Here is a 17652-nt window from a genome sequence, read left to right as displayed (position 1 = left end):
GGTGGTGCAAGGTCATTGCGTAAAAAATGGAAAGTGATGACTATTTTTGGAACAAGACCAGAGGCCATTAAAATGGCTCCCCTAGTTTTAGAATTACAAAAACATTCAGATCAAATCGAAACAATTGTGACAGTGACAGCTCAACATCGACAAATGCTCGATCAAGTGCTGGATACATTCAAAATTACGCCAGATTATGATTTGAACATCATGAAAGATCGCCAGACACTTGTCGATGTCACAACTAGAGGGTTAGAAGGTTTAGACCGAGTGATGAAACAAGCTAAACCGGACATCGTATTAGTTCATGGGGATACGACCACAACATTTATCGCAAGCCTCGCAGCCTTTTATAACCAGATTGCAATAGGTCACGTTGAAGCTGGACTACGAACAGGTGACAAATATTCCCCATATCCAGAAGAAATGAATCGTCAGCTTACTGGTATTATGGCAGATATTCATTTTGCACCAACAGAGCAGTCTAAACAAAACCTATTGAAAGAAAATAAAGCGAATAGCACGATTGTAGTTACAGGTAATACTGCAATTGATGCATTAAAAACAACTGTTAACACATCTTACAGTCATCCAGTGCTTGAACAAATTGGACAAGATCGTATAATTTTACTAACTGCACATCGCAGAGAAAATTTAGGCGAACCAATGCGCCATATGTTTAAGGCTATAAAAAGACTTTTAGTAGAGCATAGTGATATACAGGTTGTTTACCCCGTTCATATGAACCCAGCTGTACGCGAAATTGCCAATGAAATACTTGGAGACGAAGCGAAAGTTCATTTGATCGAACCACTTGAGGTTTTTGATTTCCATAATTTTGCTGCTAAATCATACATGATTTTAACAGACTCAGGTGGCGTACAAGAAGAAGCGCCTTCTCTAGGGAAGCCAGTTCTGGTTCTTCGTAATACGACAGAACGTCCCGAAGGAATTGAAGCAGGTACTTTGAAATTAGCAGGTACGGAAGAGGAAACTATTTATAGCTTAGCAAAAGAGCTTTTAATAGAAGAGAATACGTATAATGCTATGGCTCAAGCTTCAAATCCATATGGTGACGGATTTGCCTCAAAAAGAATTGTCGAAGCTTTACTGACCTATTTGGAAAAGTGAAATCAATAATTTAATGAATAGAAACTACCTTATGATTTGTTATAAGTAATTTGTAAGGTAGTTCTATTTCTGTCTATAAATAGATGAAAAACTAACTTAAGGCAATATTGTTGTAAATTTGTCGACAATTTGACAAGGTTACCACCTTTGTGAAGTTTTTCACTCTAACCAATTGACATGAAATATTCACTATTGTATGCTAACTAAGGGTAAGAATGATAAGGGTTCCTTAACTGTAAACAATCTACAATTACTTGAGTTATCAAGTTTCTACTAGATTTACAGTTTGGGCATAAATTGTAAATTTGTACGGTATTGTGCATCAATTTTGGTGTCCTTATATGCGGTGGTTCTCCATTAAAAGCTTATCTCTCACATTTAATATGGATTCCGATTCATCTCTTTATGAGAGTAGATTACGGCTTCCGCCCCGCAAGTAGTTTTAAATGACTACTTATCCGGCATCCAACCGGTGGTCAGCTATTACTTCCGTCATTCGAAAATAAGATTCAGGAGATCAAAGACCAATGCTAGAATTGCATCAGATTTTTGCTAAGCAGAAAAGAATGCTATTTTTTTTGCTCGCATTTTGTGCGTTAGGATGGGCTTTTACGCCATATCAAACAGTATTCGCTGGTCTCGCATTAGGTGCGCTTTTTGGTCATTATAACTTTTGGATTCTAGTCCGAAGAATGGAACGATTTGATCGCTCTATTAGCGAAGGAAAGAAAGTGGCATCACTAGGTTCGGCTTTTCGCTTTGCATCAGGTATTGCTGCAGTAGCGGTTGCTACCATGTTGCCAAAGTATTTTCATTTAATTAGCACGGTCATTGGGCTAATGATTCCGTACGTTCTGCTTTTAGTAGACAGGATCGTATTTCATGTAAAATACCAATAAGCGCATTTGAAAGAGAGGTGAATGCAAAGTGCAACATGAAAATCCACATTTTGAATTGTGGGGACTAGGATTTAACCCAGGTAATATTTTAATGTTAGTGGTAGCAGCGTTAATAGTTTTCTTAATAGCTTTCATTTCGACACGAAACTTAAAATTGAAACCAACAGGCATGCAAAACTTTATGGAGTGGGTTATGGACTTCGTAAAGAATATTATTGGCAGCAACATGGACTGGAAAACAGGTGGTAAGTTCCATATACTTGGAATCACGCTGATTATGTTCATCTTCGTTGCGAATATGCTTGGTCTTCCGTTCTCAGTCATAATTCATGGAGAATTATGGTGGAAATCACCAACAGCAGATCCAATCGTTACTATGACACTTGCCGTTATGATAATTGTATTATCTAACTACTATGGTGTTAAAGCGAAAGGATTCAAAGGGTATCTTGGAAGTTTCGCTCAACCGATGGCTTTCTTATTCCCATTGAAGATTATTGAAGAGTTCGCAAATACGTTAACTCTTGGTCTACGTCTTTACGGTAACATCTACGCAGGTGAGATCCTTTTAGGATTACTTGCAAGTATGGGGACGCTTTGGGGAGGATTAGGTTTCTTCGCAGCAGTAGTTCCAACAATGATTTGGCAAGGTTTCTCGATCTTTATCGGTGCAATCCAATCATTTATTTTCGTTATGTTAACAATGGTTTACATGAATCACAAAGTGAGTGAAGACCATTAAGTATAAAATACTTAATTTAATAAGTTAAGTAGCTGACACACAAAAAACTTTATATTTCCAAGGAGGAAAAATTTCAATGGTAGGTTCAGTTGGTTTATTAGCAGCAGCAATCGCAATCGGTTTAGGTGCACTTGGTGCAGGTATTGGTAATGGTATGATCGTTTCAAAAACAGTAGAAGGTATCGCTCGCCAACCAGAAGCACGTGGCGTTCTTCAAACAACAATGTTCATCGGGGTAGCATTAGTTGAGGCCCTACCGATCATCGCTGTAGTAGTAGCTTTCATCGTAATGAACAAATAATCGTCTTTAATTGTTTTATAAAAAAATGGCGAAGAGACTTTTCGATAAAGGAAAACTTCGCCATTCCTTTATGTCTTTAAGGCATAATATTCCTTTAGACAATACATCTTACTAAGATTCAATCATATAAGATTTGAACTCTAAGCTCTTGAAGGGAGTGAAACAATCGTGTTTTTAGACTATCTAGTACTAGGAAATTCTGCTGAATTTATTAATGGTGGAGATATCCTTGTAACGTTAGCAGTTTTCATTATCCTAATGTTCGCTTTGAAAAAAGTGGCGTGGGGTCCATTGATGGGAATCATGCAACAACGTGAAGAATTAGTTGCTAGTGAAATCGAGTCAGCTGAAAAGAGCCGTCAAGAATCACAACAACTTTTAGAAGATCAACGTAGCCTTCTTAAAGAAGCGCGTGTAGAAGCACAAACGATTGTTGAAAACGCGAAGAAACAAGGCGACTTGCAAAAAGAAGAAATTATTTCTGCTGCTCGCGCTGAAGCATTGCGTTTGAAAGAATCAGCTGTGCGTGATATCGAGACTGAAAAAGAGAAAGCTATTGCTGCTGTTCGTGGAGAAGTGGTTTCACTATCTGTACTTGCTGCATCTAAAGTTCTTGAAAAACAAGTCTCAGTAGAAGAGAATCGTGCTCTAATTGAAGAAACGATTGCGAAGGCAGGGGAAACTCTATGAGTCAATCGACTGCAGCGAGTCGCTATGCCAAAGCATTGTTCCAATTGGCACAAGAAAAACAATTACTAACTGAAGTAAGTTCTGACTTACGTGAAGTGAAAGTTGTTTTCGAGGAGAACAAAGAGTTATTCCAACTTTTAGATTCTCCAAAATTAGAAGACAAAGAAAAGAAAGAACTTGTTTCTAAAGTATTTGCTTCTGTTCAACCAATCATTGTGAATGCAATTAAAGTCTTAATTGATAAAAAACGTATTCATGAAGTAGTAAGTGTGATTGAAGAGTTTATCCGTTTTGCTAATGATACGCAAGGCGTAGCAGATGCAATCGTATACACTACTCAGCCTCTTACAGAAGATGAAACACAACGCATTTCTACGGCATTCGCTCGTAAAGTGGGTAAAAATACACTTAATATTACAAACGAAATCGATCCATCTTTAATTGGTGGGGTTCGACTTCAAATCGGTAACCAAATTTTTGACAGTAGTATTTCACACAAACTAGCTGGCTTAAAACGTGCGTTAATCGGTTAATTATAAAGAATTTGAGAGGTGAGAAACATGGGCATCAAAGCTGAAGAAATCAGTGGACTTATTAAGCAGCAGATGGAGAATTACCAATCTGCAATGGAAGTTAGCGAGGTAGGTACAGTTATCACAGTTGGTGACGGTATCGCTCGTGCTCATGGCCTCGACAACGTCATGGCTGGAGAATTGCTTGAGTTCTCTACTGGTGTACTTGGTATGGCACAAAACTTGGAAGCGAACAACGTAGGTATCGTTATCCTTGGACCAACTAAAGGCATCAATGAAGGCGATGAAGTGCGTCGTACTGGCCGTATTATGGAAGTACCAGTTGGTGAAGAATTGATCGGTCGTGTTGTCAATTCACTAGGTCTTCCTGTTGATGGTTTAGGACCAATCAACACTACAAAATCTCGTCCAATCGAAAGCCCTGCTTTCGGAGTAATGGATCGTAAATCAGTACATGAACCATTACAAACAGGTATTAAAGCGATTGACGCATTAGTTCCAATCGGTCGTGGTCAACGTGAGTTAATCATCGGTGACCGTCAAACTGGTAAAACTGCTGTTGCAATCGATACAATTTTAAACCAAGCAGACCAAGATATGATTTGTATCTATGTTGCTATCGGTCAAAAAGAATCTACTGTACGTGGCGTAGTTGAAACACTTCGTCAACACGGTGCACTAGATTACTCAATCGTTGTAACTGCATCTGCATCTCAACCATCACCATTATTATACCTAGCTCCTTATGCTGGTATCTCAATGGCAGAAGAGTTCATGTTACAAGGTAAACATGTATTAATCGTATATGATGATTTATCTAAGCAAGCATCTGCTTATCGTGAACTTTCATTACTTCTTCGCCGTCCGCCAGGTCGTGAAGCATATCCAGGGGATGTATTCTACTTACACAGTCGCTTATTAGAACGTGCTGCTAAGTTGAACGAAAAATATGACTGTGGTTCAATCACAGCACTTCCATTCGTTGAAACACAAGCAGGGGATATCTCAGCTTATATTCCAACAAACGTAATTTCTATTACGGATGGACAAATTTTCTTACAATCTGACCTATTCCACTCAGGTGTACGTCCAGCGATTAACGCAGGTCTTTCTGTATCACGTGTAGGTGGTTCAGCTCAAATTAAAGCAATGAAAAAAGTTGCGGGTACACTACGTCTTGACTTAGCTGCATTCCGTGAGCTTGAATCATTCGCTCAATTTGGTTCTGACCTAGATAAAGCTACTTCAGCTAAATTAGAACGTGGTAAACGTACTGTAGAAGTTCTAAAACAAGATCTTCACAAACCTATTAAAGTTGAAAAACAAGTTACAATTCTATATGCACTAACAAAAGGATTCTTAGATGATATTCCTGTACAAGATATCGTTCGTTTCGAAAACGAATTATACGCTTGGTTAGATGCAAATGACGAAAGCCACAAAAACGTTTTAAATCATATCCGTACTACTCAAGGACTTCCATCTGATGAAGACATGGCAGAAACTTTAAATGCTTTCAAAAAAACTTTTGCTAAATCAGAATAAGATCTGATAGTTTTACGTCAATATAAAATAAACGGTAAGGTGGTGAAATACCAGTGGCATCATTACGCGACATAAAAAAACGTATCACATCGACTAAAAGCACAAGTCAAATCACGAAAGCGATGCAGATGGTTTCTTCTTCTAAAATGACACGTGCTGAAGCAAACGCTAAAGCTTACGTTCCATATATGGAGAAAATTCAGGATGTTGTAGCTGCAATTGCAGCAGGTACTCCAGACGGGTCACACCCGATGTTAGTATCTCGTCCAGTTAAGAAAACGGCTTATTTAGTTATTACTTCTGACCGTGGTCTTGCAGGTGGTTATAACAGTAACGTAATTCGTACTGCTAAAAACGCTATGGATGAACGACACAACTCTAAAGATGAGTTTGTTATCATCGCTATCGGCCGTATGGCAAGTGAATTCTTTGCGAAACGTGGATATAACGTAGTAGATGAAGAAATTGGTCTACCTGACCAACCTTTATTTGCTGACATTAAACAAATCGCTCGTAAGGCTGTTGGTATGTTCACTGATGGTACATATGATGAACTTTATATGTACTACAGCCACTTTGTCAGTGCCATTCAACATGAACCAACTGAGAAAAAGGTACTGCCAATTACAGACATCGCAGCATCAAGCACAACTGCATCTTATGAATTCGATCCATCTGGTGAAGCAATTCTTGAAGTATTGTTACCACAATACGCAGAGAGCTTAATTTATGGTGCGTTGCTCGACGGTAAAGCTAGTGAACATGCTTCACGTATGACAGCAATGAAGAGCGCAACCGATAATGCAAACGAACTTATTAGTTCATTAACACTTGTATATAACCGTGCACGACAAGCGGCAATTACACAAGAAATTACAGAAATCGTTGGTGGAGCTGCAGCCTTAGAATAGGCGCTCTCCAGCTTCTGTAATGCAAGTACGATAGGAGGGGAAAAGTATGAAAACAGGACACGTTCTTCAAGTAATGGGTGCCGTTGTTGACGTTCAATTCGACAACTCATCATTACCAGAAATTTACAACGCGCTTACTGTAGAAATTAAACGCCCTGGTGAAGAGCCTCAAACACTTACTCTTGAAGTAGCACTTCACCTAGGAGACAATGCTGTCCGCACGATTGCTATGTCATCTTCAGATGGCTTACAACGTGGCGCAGTAGTAACAGACCTTGGTGCTCCAATCTCAGTTCCAGTTGGTGACATCACTCTTGGACGTGTATTCAACGTACTTGGTGAAACAATCGATTTAGCGGAAGAAATTCCAACAACTGAACGCCGTGACCCAATTCACCGCGAAGCACCAACATTTGAAAACCTTTCAACTCAAGTTGAAATCCTTGAGACAGGTATCAAAGTAGTAGACTTATTAGCACCATATATTAAAGGTGGTAAAATCGGTCTATTCGGTGGTGCCGGTGTAGGTAAAACGGTACTAATCCAAGAACTTATTAACAACATCGCTCAAGGACACGGTGGTATCTCTGTATTCGCCGGTGTAGGTGAACGTACTCGTGAGGGTAACGATTTATTCTTCGAAATGAGCGACTCAGGCGTTATTAAGAAAACAGCAATGGTATTCGGTCAAATGAACGAGCCACCAGGCGCACGTATGCGTGTAGCTTTATCTGGTCTTACTATGGCTGAATATTTCCGTGATGAACAAGGTCAAGACGTACTTCTATTCATCGATAACATTTTCCGTTTCACTCAAGCAGGTTCTGAGGTTTCTGCGCTATTAGGTCGTATGCCTTCTGCCGTAGGTTACCAACCAACTCTTGCTACTGAAATGGGTCGTTTACAAGAACGTATTACGTCAACAAACAAAGGTTCTGTAACTTCTATCCAAGCGATCTATGTACCAGCCGATGACTATACTGACCCGGCTCCGGCTACAACTTTCGCCCACTTAGATGCAACTACTAACCTTGAGCGTAAACTTTCTGAAATGGGTATCTACCCAGCGGTTGATCCATTGGCTTCAACTTCTCGTGCACTATCACCAGATATCGTAGGTGTTGAACACTATGAAGTTGCTCGTCAAGTTCAACAAACTTTACAACGTTACAACGAATTACAAGATATCATCGCTATCCTAGGTATGGATGAATTATCTGATGAAGATAAATTAACAGTTGACCGCGCTCGTCGTATTCAATTCTTCTTATCTCAAAACTTCCACGTAGCGGAACAATTCACTGGTCAAAAAGGTTCTTATGTACCTGTTAAAGAAACTGTTAAAGGTTTCCGTGAAATTCTTGAAGGTAAATATGACAAATTACCAGAAGATGCATTCCGTCTAGTTGGTCGTATTGAAGAAGTTATCGAAAAAGCGAAAAGTATGGGTATTGAACTTTAATACTAGGGACGAGGAGGAAAAAATATGAAGACCATAACAGTCAACATTGTCACTCCCGACGGCCCAGTATACGATTCAGAAGTCAACATGGTGATTGCTAAAACTGTAACGGGTGAGATGGGTATTTTGCCTGGTCACATCCCTACAGTTGCGCCACTAGTAGTAGGTGCTGTACGTCTGGACTCAGACAAGCATACTGAATTAGTAGCAGTTAGCGGCGGTTTTGTTGAAATTCGTCCTGATAAAGTAACGATTTTAACTCCTTCAGCTGAAACAGCAAGCTCAATCGATCTTGCTCGTGCAAAAGAAGCGTTAAATCGTGCTGAACAGCGACTACAAAGTAAACAAGACGGCATTGATTTCAAGCGCGCTGAACTTGCACTTAAACGCGCTATGAACCGTATCAACGTTAAAGAGGGTAACATCTAAGCTTTATAAATAGAATTGCGGGCAGAATTTTTCTGCCCGCTTTTTTAAGATTTATTTAAAAGGAGATGAGAAATGTGGATATAACAGCATCAATTGGTCAAAATGCACTAATTAGCATTATTTCACATATATTTTTTATAGGGATCTCATTCTATGCTTTACAAGCAATTATGTTTGAAAAAGTATTTAAAAAAAATCATGTTTTTCAAATACAGTTGCTATTTATTTTATTAAGTATCGCAATTGGGTCAACTGTTTCGAATTTTTTCCTAACATTTTCTGGATGGTCAAGTCAGCTTCCATATCTCTTTGAGTAACTTGTTTTATATGTAAAAACCAATTATAATATAATATTTTTTAGTTTATCCGTCATTTTGACAAGATTAGCTAAAATTTTTGAACTCTTACAGAGGGAACGCTTTCATTATTGCTAGATATTTGTTATGGTTGAATTTGTGAGAGCATATTATTATTTTTCCATATAGAATAATAATTACCCAGGAAATATTTTGTGGAAATTTGTTTTATTTTAATAGTAATTGGGTATATAAAATGGGCGTCCAGTTTTCTAAAATCAGACACCATTTGCGCAAACTTTGCGTAAAGTATAATGTCTATAGTTAATTGTTATCACTTAATTAAATAGTTTGTTGGATACTTGCCATTAGGCAAAAAAAAAGGTAACATGTTAAATGCTTTGTTTACTAATTATTGACATCATACAATAGAAATTTATCGACTGAAATATATAATAAATGGATACATGGGTTCGGAGGGACAAATGGTGGAGAAAATCATTGTTAAAGGCGGTAATACCTTAACTGGTAACGTTAGAGTTGAAGGGGCAAAAAATGCCGTATTACCTATATTGGCGGCTACATTACTTGCGTCAAAAGGAAAAAATATTATTAAAAATGTGCCAAATTTGGCCGATGTGTATACAATTGATGAAGTATTAAAAAGTTTAAATGTGGAATTATCATTTTCACCTGAAACAAATACAGTAGAAATTGATGCAACTAAACAATTATCATCTGAAGCACAATTTGAATATGTACGTAAAATGAGAGCTTCAATATTAGTAATGGGACCATTATTAGCACGTAATGGTTTTGCACGCGTAGCTATGCCGGGTGGTTGTGCAATCGGATCACGTCCAATTGATCAACATCTAAAAGGCTTTGAACTAATGGGTGCGAAGATTTCAATGGGACACGGCTATGTCGAAGCAACAACTGAAGGACGCTTACACGGAGCTAAAATTTACTTAGACTTCCCAAGTGTAGGTGCAACTGAGAATATCTTAACTGCTGCAGCTTTAGCAGATGGTACTACATTTATCGAAAATGCTGCTAAAGAGCCAGAAATAGTAGACTTAGCTAACTTTATTAATGAGATGGGTGGTAAAGTTGTTGGCGCTGGTACTGACACAATCCGTGTAGAGGGCGTTAAAGAACTATATGGTACAACTCATTATATTATTCCTGATCGTATTGAAGCTGGTACATTTATGGTAGCAGCGGCGATTACAGGTGGAGATGTACTAATTGAAAATGCCATTGCTGAACATATGACAGCACTTGTCGCGAAAATGCGTGAAATGGGTGTTGAAATTACAGAAGAAGGCGAAGGTTTACGTATTCGTTCAAACGGATCTTTAAAAGCTGTAGATATTAAAACAATGCCACATCCAGGGTTCCCAACAGATATGCAATCTCAATTGATGGCTTTAATGTTGAAAACAACTGGTACTGGTGTTATTACTGAAACAGTATTTGAAAATCGCTTTATGCACGTTGAAGAGTTCAGACGTATGAATGCTTCTGCGAAAATTGATGGTCGTTCTGTTATTATTGATGGCCCATGTGATTTACAAGGTGCTGAAGTTGCAGCGACAGATTTGCGAGCAGCAGCAGCACTAATTCTTGCAGGATTAGTAGCTGAAGGAATTACGCGTGTTTCTGAATTGCATCACTTAGATCGTGGATATGTTAACTTCCATAAAAAACTAGCTGCTTTAGGCGCTGATATTGAAAGAGTATCGACGATTGAAAAAGCATCTGTAGAATTTCAAACAAATTAATCTAGCATAATACTAAAACGTTTAAGAGCTTTGTTGCTCTTGAACGTTTTTTTCGTATAACGACGAATGCTCCAGCATAGTATGGCATATGAAAAAAATTCTACTAATACCCATCAGCCTTTTTATCGTCATCCTTTTGTTTGTGCTACCAATTGTTAGTATGCATTTTTATCCTAAAAATTTCACAAACGTATCTACTACGCAACAGACTCAGAAGAAACAACAAGAAACTGAGCCACCTTGTGAAGTTTACATTACTGTGGAAGGAATTAAAGACCCCCTACCTCTAGAACAATATATCGCTGGAGTAATTGCAGCTGAAATGCCCTCTAGCTTTCATGTAGAGGCGCTTAAAGCACAAGCTGTAGCTTCACGCACATTTGCCCTTAAAGTCACGGAGAATGGCCAGAAAGCGATAAAACCGAGTGTCCTCCATCAAGTCTTTGAGTCAAAACAACAAAGAAAGAAAAAATGGGGAGCGAATTTCAATAAGAACGAGAAAAAATTACAAAAAGCTGTAGCTACTACAGCAGGTGAAATTCTCACTTATAACGGTGAATTAATCACGGCAATGTTCTTTTCTACAAGCAATGGAAAAACAGAAAGCGCAGAAGAATACAGTGGACAAGATATTCCATATTTACAAACAGTTACTGTAGAAGGCGAAAAGGAATTGTCTCCAAATTATATTCAAAACACAGATTTCGCATTAACACAGTGGAATACCATCTTCAATTTCCAATGGTCAGCAGAACAACTAAACGCTATTAACCTAACTAGAAACAGCTCTAATCGTGTTCAAACGATGCAAGTGGGGAGTTATAGTTGGACAGGCAGGGAAATCCGAGAAAAGCTTAATATCCCTTCTACGGACTTCACAATCAATTGGAAACCAGCTCAAAATAAAGTCACTGTCACAACAGTAGGGTACGGCCACGGAGTAGGCATGAGCCAATACGGTGCGGAGGCTTTGGCGAGGGAGGGGGTCCATGCAAAGGACATCTTAAAGCACTTTTATAAGAAAGCTTCTATTACCTCCATAAAAAATAATAAAAACATATGTTTAAACTGAAGCGTTATTGTCTAGAATGACGTTGAGGTGATGACAATGAGGGAAGAAAACAGACCAAACCCTTCTCCGAAAAAAGGTAGTGTCACAACAAAGCGTTGGTTTTGGCCTACTATTTATGCAAGCTTTTCAATTCTGTTAGTAGGACTTGTTTGGGGATATAGTGCTTATACAAACTCAGACAATAACAACGCTACGAATTTAGCAAGTAAAGGCGAGACAGGCGCATCAGTTGAAACAAATGCTAAGGCAGAGTCTATGAAATACCCATTCCAACAGGATCTTTTAGATGAAGTAGCAATCGTACAAGACTTTTACGATGTCGAAGCAGATGAAAAAACGAGAGAAGGCGCATTGCTTGTGTTCAATCAAACTTTCACAACGAGCAACGGTATCTCACTTTCAGTTGATGGGAAACCATTTGAAGTATTGTCAGTGATGAGCGGTAATGTTGAGGAAGTGAAGATGGATCCATTCATCGGTAACGAAATCGTTATTGCACATCCAAACGGTACAACGACGAAATATAGCTCAGTAGGCGATATCAAAGTTAAAAAAGGTGACAAAGTTTCACAAGGACAAGTACTTGGTAAAACAATCGAAAACGAGTGGAATCCAACAGCGGGTAATCACTTATACTTCGAAGTTATGGAAGAAGGGGTTAATGTTAACCCTAAAAAACTCTTAGCTTTTTAAATTTAGCTGAATAATGTCATTTATCAACGAAATAAGGAATGCTTAGTTCTTAAAAGCTCCAAGCAAACATAAGTTGAAGAAACGTTCGTACATTGTGGAAAGGAAGAGAATGTGCACGAACATATTCGCAACCGCTGTTTGAAACTTGGGTTTATGTTGAAAGAAACGAGGCAAACCGTAAGAGCGATGGCACAAATTACAGGCTATTCAAAAAGCACTATTCATAAAGACTTAACAGAACGTCTCAATGAAGTAAATGAAGAGTTGGCCAAGGAAGTTAGTGAAATTCTTGCGTACCATAAATCGGTACGTCACATACGAGGTGGAGAGGCTACAAGGAAAAAATGGTTAGCCCGACAATCGACTATGGAGAAGGCATCGAAGTAGGCAATCTGCTTCGATGTCTTTTTACGTTATTAGGAAAATGAAAACGCGGATATAGATTGAAAGAAAACCTTTAACAAGCCGTTCATATAAGCTATCTCCATAAAATATGTAGATGTAATTTCCACCTTGATATGATAAAATATTCTAGATAATTACATATATAAAACGTACGATAAATGCTGTTATGTGAAGGAAGGGGAAAGTTCCATGTTTTCTAAGGATATTGGGATTGATTTAGGAACTGCTAATGTATTAATCCATGTTAAAGGTAAAGGAATCGTTTTAAATGAACCATCCGTTGTTGCGATAGATAAAAATACAAATAGAGTGCTTGCTGTTGGAGAAGAAGCACGTAAGATGGTAGGAAGAACACCAGGCAATATTATTGCGATTCGACCATTAAAAGACGGTGTAATTGCTGATTTTGATATAACAGAAGCGATGTTAAGACACTTTATAAGTAAATTAGACGTTAAAGGGTTTCTCTCAAAGCCTCGTATTTTAGTTTGTTGTCCAACAAATATTACAAGTGTAGAACAAAAGGCTATTCGTGAAGCAGCAGAGAAATCTGGTGGTCGTAATGTCTACTTAGAAGAAGAACCAAAAGTAGCTGCTATTGGAGCAGGAATGGATATTTTCCAACCAAGTGGGAATATGGTTGTTGATATTGGTGGAGGCACTACAGATGTTGCCGTACTATCAATGGGAGATATCGTTACTTCTGAATCCATTAAGGTTGCAGGAGATGTATTCGATAATGATATCTTACAATATATTAAAAAAGAATATAAATTACTAATTGGGGAACGTACAGCCGAATCAATCAAAATGACAATCGGTACTGTGTATGCTGGTAGCCGAGAAGATGAGATGGACATTCGAGGACGAGACATGGTGACAGGCTTACCAAGAACAATTACAATTGGTTCTGCTGAAATTGAAAAGTCTTTACGAGAATCCATTTCAATGATTGTACAAGCAGCTAAAAATGTATTAGAAAAAACACCTCCTGAACTATCAGCAGATATTATTGACCGCGGTATTATAATTACTGGTGGTGGGGCATTATTGCATGGACTTGACCAATTATTAACGGACGAGTTAAAAGTACCAGTAATCTCTGCAGAGAATCCGATGAACTGCGTTGCTGAAGGAACAGGCATTATGCTCAACAATATGGACAAAGTATCAAAACATATTTGATTTGTAGCCGAAATAAGGAAAGTATAGAAATCGCATATACTTTAATTTATTGATGAAAGGGTGATTGCAATGTTTCGTGGGTTTTATACAGTAGCTACAGGTATGATTGCACAACAGCGACGTACTGAATTACTGTCAAATAATATTACCAATGCCAACACACCAGGTTATAAAGCAGACCAATCTACAATTCGTTCATTCCCAGATATGCTTATGTCGCGTATGACGAAGTCAGGTACGAATTTAGAGAGTGGATTAAACACAACAGCCAACAATCAGATTGGTGCATTAAATGCAGGTGTATACATGCAAGAAACATTACCAGACTACTCACAAGGTCAAATTACAGCTACTGATTTAACAACTGATGTTGCTTTAGTTGATAACCAATTACCGACGGATGCAGAAACTGGCGCTAAAGGTGCAATATTCTTCCGTTTAGAACATCCTACAGAAGGCGAAACGTATACACGTAACGGTAATTTCACTTTAGATCCACAAGGTTACTTAACAAACGCACAAGGTCTTTATGTGTTATCAGATAGTGGTCAACGTATACAGTTACAAAATGATGATTATCAAATTATGGATGACGGTCGTATTATCGGCGCTGGAGAGCAAGAAGTAGCACGTATCGGCGTATCATACGCAGCACAGCCAGATACACTTCAAAAGCAAGATAACGGACTATATCGTACATACAACGGTGAAGATTTACCATCTGCATACACTGTAAATGGTGTCAGCTTTAATTTAAAACAAGGTTATATTGAACGCTCAAATGTTGATGCTAGTAAAACGATGACAGAAATGCTGACAGCTTACCGTGCATTCGAAGCAAATCAAAAGGTATTACAAGCCTATGACCGTAGTATGGATAAAGCCGTTAACGAAATTGGAAAAGTGTAACAGAAACAGTATTTTTGAAATACATAGGAGGGCTATGATATGCTACGTACAATGATTTCCGCTTCCAACACGATGACTCAATTGCAACAACAGCTTGATACGATTGGAAATAACTTAGCGAATAGTAATACGCATGGTTTCAAAGCTAAGGAAGCAAAGTTTGGCGAATTATTATATCAACAATTTAACAATGACAAGTCTGATAAGACAGAGCGCCAATCTCCAATAGGAATTCGTATTGGTGTTGGGGCACAACTGGCCCAAGCACAAACGGTTTGGAAGCAGGGGAATATTCAAACGACAGAACGTTCTCTCGACTTTTCATTCACAAAGCCGAAGCAATACTTGAATATCATCATGCCAGATGGTGAAAATGGCGACCGTACAGTCTATACACGCCAAGGGGATTTATATATATCAACCGATGATTATAACAATGCCATGCTCGTAAATGCAGATGGTTATCCAGTTGCTGGAGCTGATGGAAATCCAATTATTTTCCCTGAAAACGTAAAGGAATTTGGTATGAAAGACAATGGTGAGCTGAATATTACTTTTGATGACGGTTCACAACGTACAGTAGAACTTGCTGTTACGGAGCTTCAACGTCCCCAACTAATGGAACATATTTCGGGTACATACATCGGTCTTCCTACAAACTTAAATGAATTAGGTGTGACAGAAGCTGATGTCCTTCGTAATTTACAAGGTGCAGACCGAGCTGAGATAGGTTTGCAAAACGGTTCTTTAGAAATGTCGAACGTAGATACGTCTAAAGAGATGACTGAGCTTATTAATACGCAAAGATCTTATCAATTTAATGCTAGAACGATTACTTTATCAGATCAAATGTTAGGTCTTGTTAACGGCATTCGATAAAGCAATCTGAACAGAGGAGAAAAACAAGTTATGACAAACAATTTGAAAAAAAACGTGACTGTGCCTAATACTTCAAAGCCAATGACTCGTAAAGAAGCAAAAATCGAGAGAGAGGTTAAAGAAGAAGTTAATATGAAATGGTGGTCAAATTTACGACTCCTCCCAATCGGGATGCGAATCCTTGTCGTACTCATTTTGCTTGTCATAGCGGCTGTGTCAGGTGCAATGATTGGTTATAGTGTTATTGGTGAAGGCGATGCATTAGATACACTGAAAGTCTCTACATGGCGCCATATATTTGATATTATGAACGGCGTAGTGGACAAATAATCATTATTTCTACAGAACCTTTCATATTAGGAGGACTAAAATGTTAACTGCAGATCAAATTCAAGCGATTTTACCTCATCGTTATCCATTTTTACTTGTAGACCGTATTCTTGAACTTGAAGAAGGAAAAAGAGCGGTAGGTTTAAAAAACGTTTCAATTAATGAACAATTTTTCAATGGGCATTTCCCAGGATATCCTGTGATGCCAGGTGTTTTAATTATTGAAGCACTTGCACAAGTTGGTGGAGTAGCACTATTGAAATCTGAAGAGTTTAAAGGAAGATTAGCTTTCTTAACAGGAATTGATAATGCGCGTTTCAAACGTCAAGTAATTCCTGGCGATCAACTTCGTCTAGAAGTAGAGTTTACTAAATTACGTGGTGTAATGGGTAAGGGACATGCCAAAGCAACAGTTGATGGTGAGCTAGTTTGCGAAGCAGACATTTTATTTGCAATTGGACCAGTACAAAATGCATAAATAAAACAAAGAGTTTTTAAGGATAGTTTCCTTCTTTCGGGGCAAGATATGTTATATCGCACGGATAGTGTGTGATGGATATGACATTGCAGAAAGGAGGGAACTTTTTTATGTGGATTAAACCTGCCGCAGTACTTATGCTAGGATCACTTCTACTCGTAGGCTGTAATAATGATAAAGCAAACGAGCCAGCAAAAGATGAAACACCGATGGAACGTGTTGAGGATGATGTGCGTGAAGGGGTGGATGATATGACACCAGACGTGCATGATGAAAAGGTGGATCAAACAGTACCTGGTGACAATGAAGTCATAGATGAAAACACAACAACAGAGAAGGAAATCATAGACGAAAACACAACAACAAATGATGATGTCGTCGAGGATAACCTTAATAAAGATAATAAAGACAATAAATAAAAATGATTATCAAAAAACTCGGCATAAGATTAATATGCCGAGTTTTTATCGTTTACTAAGGACTTAATCGAGGTCTATTTTTCATATCTGTTTTAAATTGAGTTAAAAGATCTTCACCTTCAAGACCTTCTTCAATTAACTTAGACAGTAATTGCTCTGCATATTGCCGACGTATCGTTTTAAGTGTTCCCTTCAGCAATACGGAAACTTGATTGTCTATTTCCTTCACAGCATTTACTACAACCCTAAAGGCTGCTGGTTCATTGTCTGGATAAGAAATAACTGCTCGCACTTCTAAAATTTCGTCGGTTCCTAAATAAGGTTCAAATACAGTTTTATATTGGTGATCCATATACATTTCCAAAACCCATGATTTATGGCTATTCTCTTGATTGATAATGATGCCATCTATTAAAGGGTAAGATTTTAACTGATTATCCTGTAACAATTCCAAAGAGAGCATTTTAAACGTTTTCACTAAAACCAACCACCATCCTTTATGTAATGTATTATGTCCATTATAACATATTCCTAAATGTTCCAAATTTAACATTTG

22 protein-coding genes are annotated in these 17652 nt (G+C 38.2%); 21 read left to right on the top strand and 1 reads right to left on the bottom strand.

Annotated features, from left to right (window positions below; genetic code table 11):
- The first annotated feature begins 15 nt into the window (after positions 1-15).
- The 21 genes from wecB to MHH98_RS19045 all read left to right on the top strand — a co-directional run bounded on the left by wecB (position 16) and on the right by MHH98_RS19045 (position 17096).
- Positions 16-1131 (top strand): non-hydrolyzing UDP-N-acetylglucosamine 2-epimerase, encoded by a 1116-nt coding sequence (wecB, locus tag MHH98_RS19145; RefSeq protein WP_340709338.1) that lies wholly within the window; start codon positions 16-18, stop codon positions 1129-1131.
- Between the two features lie 527 nt (positions 1132-1658).
- Entirely contained in the window at positions 1659-2030 is a 372-nt protein-coding gene (locus tag MHH98_RS19140) for an ATP synthase subunit I (RefSeq protein WP_038180038.1), read from the top strand.
- A 28-nt stretch (positions 2031-2058) separates the two neighbouring features.
- Positions 2059-2772 carry a F0F1 ATP synthase subunit A gene (atpB, locus tag MHH98_RS19135; RefSeq protein ID WP_076034291.1) on the top strand — a complete coding sequence of 238 codons (714 nt, stop codon included), beginning with the start codon at positions 2059-2061 and terminating at the stop codon, positions 2770-2772.
- 76 nt (positions 2773-2848) lie between these two features.
- Complete coding sequence (atpE, locus tag MHH98_RS19130) at positions 2849-3073, top strand: F0F1 ATP synthase subunit C (protein WP_038180035.1); 225 nt, start codon at positions 2849-2851, stop codon at positions 3071-3073.
- Between the two features lie 168 nt (positions 3074-3241).
- The gene (atpF, locus tag MHH98_RS19125; protein WP_038180034.1) at positions 3242-3763 is read left to right on the top strand and encodes a F0F1 ATP synthase subunit B; all 522 of its coding nucleotides are present in this window, start codon (positions 3242-3244) and stop codon (positions 3761-3763) included.
- Positions 3760-4296, top strand: coding sequence for a F0F1 ATP synthase subunit delta (locus MHH98_RS19120; protein ID WP_038180033.1), 537 nt, complete (start codon positions 3760-3762; stop codon positions 4294-4296). The genes atpF and MHH98_RS19120 overlap by 4 nt, the downstream gene beginning before the upstream one ends.
- A gap of 27 nt (positions 4297-4323) precedes the next feature.
- Positions 4324-5841 carry a F0F1 ATP synthase subunit alpha gene (atpA, locus tag MHH98_RS19115; RefSeq protein ID WP_038180032.1) on the top strand — a complete coding sequence of 506 codons (1518 nt, stop codon included), beginning with the start codon at positions 4324-4326 and terminating at the stop codon, positions 5839-5841.
- A 53-nt stretch (positions 5842-5894) separates the two neighbouring features.
- Complete coding sequence (gene atpG / locus MHH98_RS19110; protein ID WP_038180030.1) at positions 5895-6752, top strand: ATP synthase F1 subunit gamma; 858 nt, start codon at positions 5895-5897, stop codon at positions 6750-6752.
- 46 nt (positions 6753-6798) lie between these two features.
- Positions 6799-8214, top strand: coding sequence for a F0F1 ATP synthase subunit beta (gene atpD, locus MHH98_RS19105; RefSeq protein WP_038180029.1), 1416 nt, complete (start codon positions 6799-6801; stop codon positions 8212-8214).
- Positions 8215-8238: 24 nt separating this feature from the next.
- The gene (locus MHH98_RS19100; RefSeq protein ID WP_038180026.1) at positions 8239-8643 is read left to right on the top strand and encodes a F0F1 ATP synthase subunit epsilon; all 405 of its coding nucleotides are present in this window, start codon (positions 8239-8241) and stop codon (positions 8641-8643) included.
- Between the two features lie 80 nt (positions 8644-8723).
- Positions 8724-8960, top strand: coding sequence for a DUF1146 family protein (locus MHH98_RS19095; protein ID WP_412104676.1), 237 nt, complete (start codon positions 8724-8726; stop codon positions 8958-8960).
- Between the two features lie 467 nt (positions 8961-9427).
- On the top strand, positions 9428-10726 hold the full coding sequence (gene murA / locus MHH98_RS19090; protein WP_038180867.1) for a UDP-N-acetylglucosamine 1-carboxyvinyltransferase: 1299 nt from the start codon (positions 9428-9430) through the stop codon (positions 10724-10726).
- An 88-nt stretch (positions 10727-10814) separates the two neighbouring features.
- Positions 10815-11798 (top strand): stage II sporulation protein D, encoded by a 984-nt coding sequence (spoIID, locus tag MHH98_RS19085; RefSeq protein WP_038180022.1) that lies wholly within the window; start codon positions 10815-10817, stop codon positions 11796-11798.
- Between the two features lie 36 nt (positions 11799-11834).
- Complete coding sequence (locus MHH98_RS19080; protein ID WP_038180012.1) at positions 11835-12491, top strand: M23 family metallopeptidase; 657 nt, start codon at positions 11835-11837, stop codon at positions 12489-12491.
- Positions 12492-12602: 111 nt separating this feature from the next.
- A complete protein-coding gene (locus MHH98_RS19075) occupies positions 12603-12878 on the top strand; it encodes a sporulation transcriptional regulator SpoIIID (RefSeq protein WP_038180010.1) in 276 nt (91 codons plus the stop codon).
- Between the two features lie 207 nt (positions 12879-13085).
- On the top strand, positions 13086-14081 hold the full coding sequence (locus MHH98_RS19070; RefSeq protein WP_038180007.1) for a rod shape-determining protein: 996 nt from the start codon (positions 13086-13088) through the stop codon (positions 14079-14081).
- 69 nt (positions 14082-14150) lie between these two features.
- A complete protein-coding gene (locus MHH98_RS19065) occupies positions 14151-14990 on the top strand; it encodes a flagellar hook-basal body protein (RefSeq protein WP_076034292.1) in 840 nt (279 codons plus the stop codon).
- 39 nt (positions 14991-15029) lie between these two features.
- A complete protein-coding gene (locus MHH98_RS19060) occupies positions 15030-15869 on the top strand; it encodes a flagellar hook-basal body protein (RefSeq protein WP_038179993.1) in 840 nt (279 codons plus the stop codon).
- A 30-nt stretch (positions 15870-15899) separates the two neighbouring features.
- Positions 15900-16199, top strand: a complete 300-nt coding sequence (locus MHH98_RS19055; protein ID WP_038179992.1) for a DNA-directed RNA polymerase subunit beta — start codon at positions 15900-15902, stop codon at positions 16197-16199.
- A 40-nt stretch (positions 16200-16239) separates the two neighbouring features.
- A complete protein-coding gene (gene fabZ / locus MHH98_RS19050; protein WP_038179989.1) occupies positions 16240-16677 on the top strand; it encodes a 3-hydroxyacyl-ACP dehydratase FabZ in 438 nt (145 codons plus the stop codon).
- A 110-nt stretch (positions 16678-16787) separates the two neighbouring features.
- Entirely contained in the window at positions 16788-17096 is a 309-nt protein-coding gene (locus MHH98_RS19045; protein ID WP_038179987.1) for a hypothetical protein, read from the top strand.
- A 55-nt stretch (positions 17097-17151) separates the two neighbouring features.
- On the opposite strand, the gene MHH98_RS19040 is transcribed toward MHH98_RS19045, so the two are convergent.
- Entirely contained in the window at positions 17152-17574 is a 423-nt protein-coding gene (locus MHH98_RS19040) for a YwpF family protein (RefSeq protein ID WP_038179985.1), read from the bottom strand.
- Between the last annotated feature and the right edge of the window lie 78 nt (positions 17575-17652).

This window comes from Viridibacillus sp. FSL H8-0110 (assembly GCF_038003565.1).
Lineage (GTDB): Bacteria > Bacillota > Bacilli > Bacillales_A > Planococcaceae > Viridibacillus > Viridibacillus arenosi.
This window is presented reverse-complemented; position numbering and strand designations above follow the sequence as displayed.

Excerpts from the sequence above, each read along its gene's own strand:
- MHH98_RS19045 (WP_038179987.1), top strand. The coding sequence starts at position 16,788 with ATGTGGATTAAACCTGCCGCAGTACTTATGCTAGGATCACTTCTACTC.
- spoIID (WP_038180022.1), top strand. The coding sequence starts at position 10,815 with ATGAAAAAAATTCTACTAATACCCATCAGCCTTTTTATCGTCATCCTT.
- fabZ (WP_038179989.1), top strand. The coding sequence starts at position 16,240 with ATGTTAACTGCAGATCAAATTCAAGCGATTTTACCTCATCGTTATCCA.
- MHH98_RS19100 (WP_038180026.1), top strand. The coding sequence starts at position 8,239 with ATGAAGACCATAACAGTCAACATTGTCACTCCCGACGGCCCAGTATAC.
- MHH98_RS19120 (WP_038180033.1), top strand. The coding sequence starts at position 3,760 with ATGAGTCAATCGACTGCAGCGAGTCGCTATGCCAAAGCATTGTTCCAA.
- MHH98_RS19065 (WP_076034292.1), top strand. The coding sequence starts at position 14,151 with ATGTTTCGTGGGTTTTATACAGTAGCTACAGGTATGATTGCACAACAG.
- MHH98_RS19080 (WP_038180012.1), top strand. The coding sequence starts at position 11,835 with ATGAGGGAAGAAAACAGACCAAACCCTTCTCCGAAAAAAGGTAGTGTC.
- MHH98_RS19060 (WP_038179993.1), top strand. The coding sequence starts at position 15,030 with ATGCTACGTACAATGATTTCCGCTTCCAACACGATGACTCAATTGCAA.
- atpD (WP_038180029.1), top strand. The coding sequence starts at position 6,799 with ATGAAAACAGGACACGTTCTTCAAGTAATGGGTGCCGTTGTTGACGTT.
- MHH98_RS19070 (WP_038180007.1), top strand. The coding sequence starts at position 13,086 with ATGTTTTCTAAGGATATTGGGATTGATTTAGGAACTGCTAATGTATTA.
- atpA (WP_038180032.1), top strand. The coding sequence starts at position 4,324 with ATGGGCATCAAAGCTGAAGAAATCAGTGGACTTATTAAGCAGCAGATG.
- atpE (WP_038180035.1), top strand. The coding sequence starts at position 2,849 with ATGGTAGGTTCAGTTGGTTTATTAGCAGCAGCAATCGCAATCGGTTTA.
- MHH98_RS19055 (WP_038179992.1), top strand. The coding sequence starts at position 15,900 with ATGACAAACAATTTGAAAAAAAACGTGACTGTGCCTAATACTTCAAAG.
- MHH98_RS19140 (WP_038180038.1), top strand. The coding sequence starts at position 1,659 with ATGCTAGAATTGCATCAGATTTTTGCTAAGCAGAAAAGAATGCTATTT.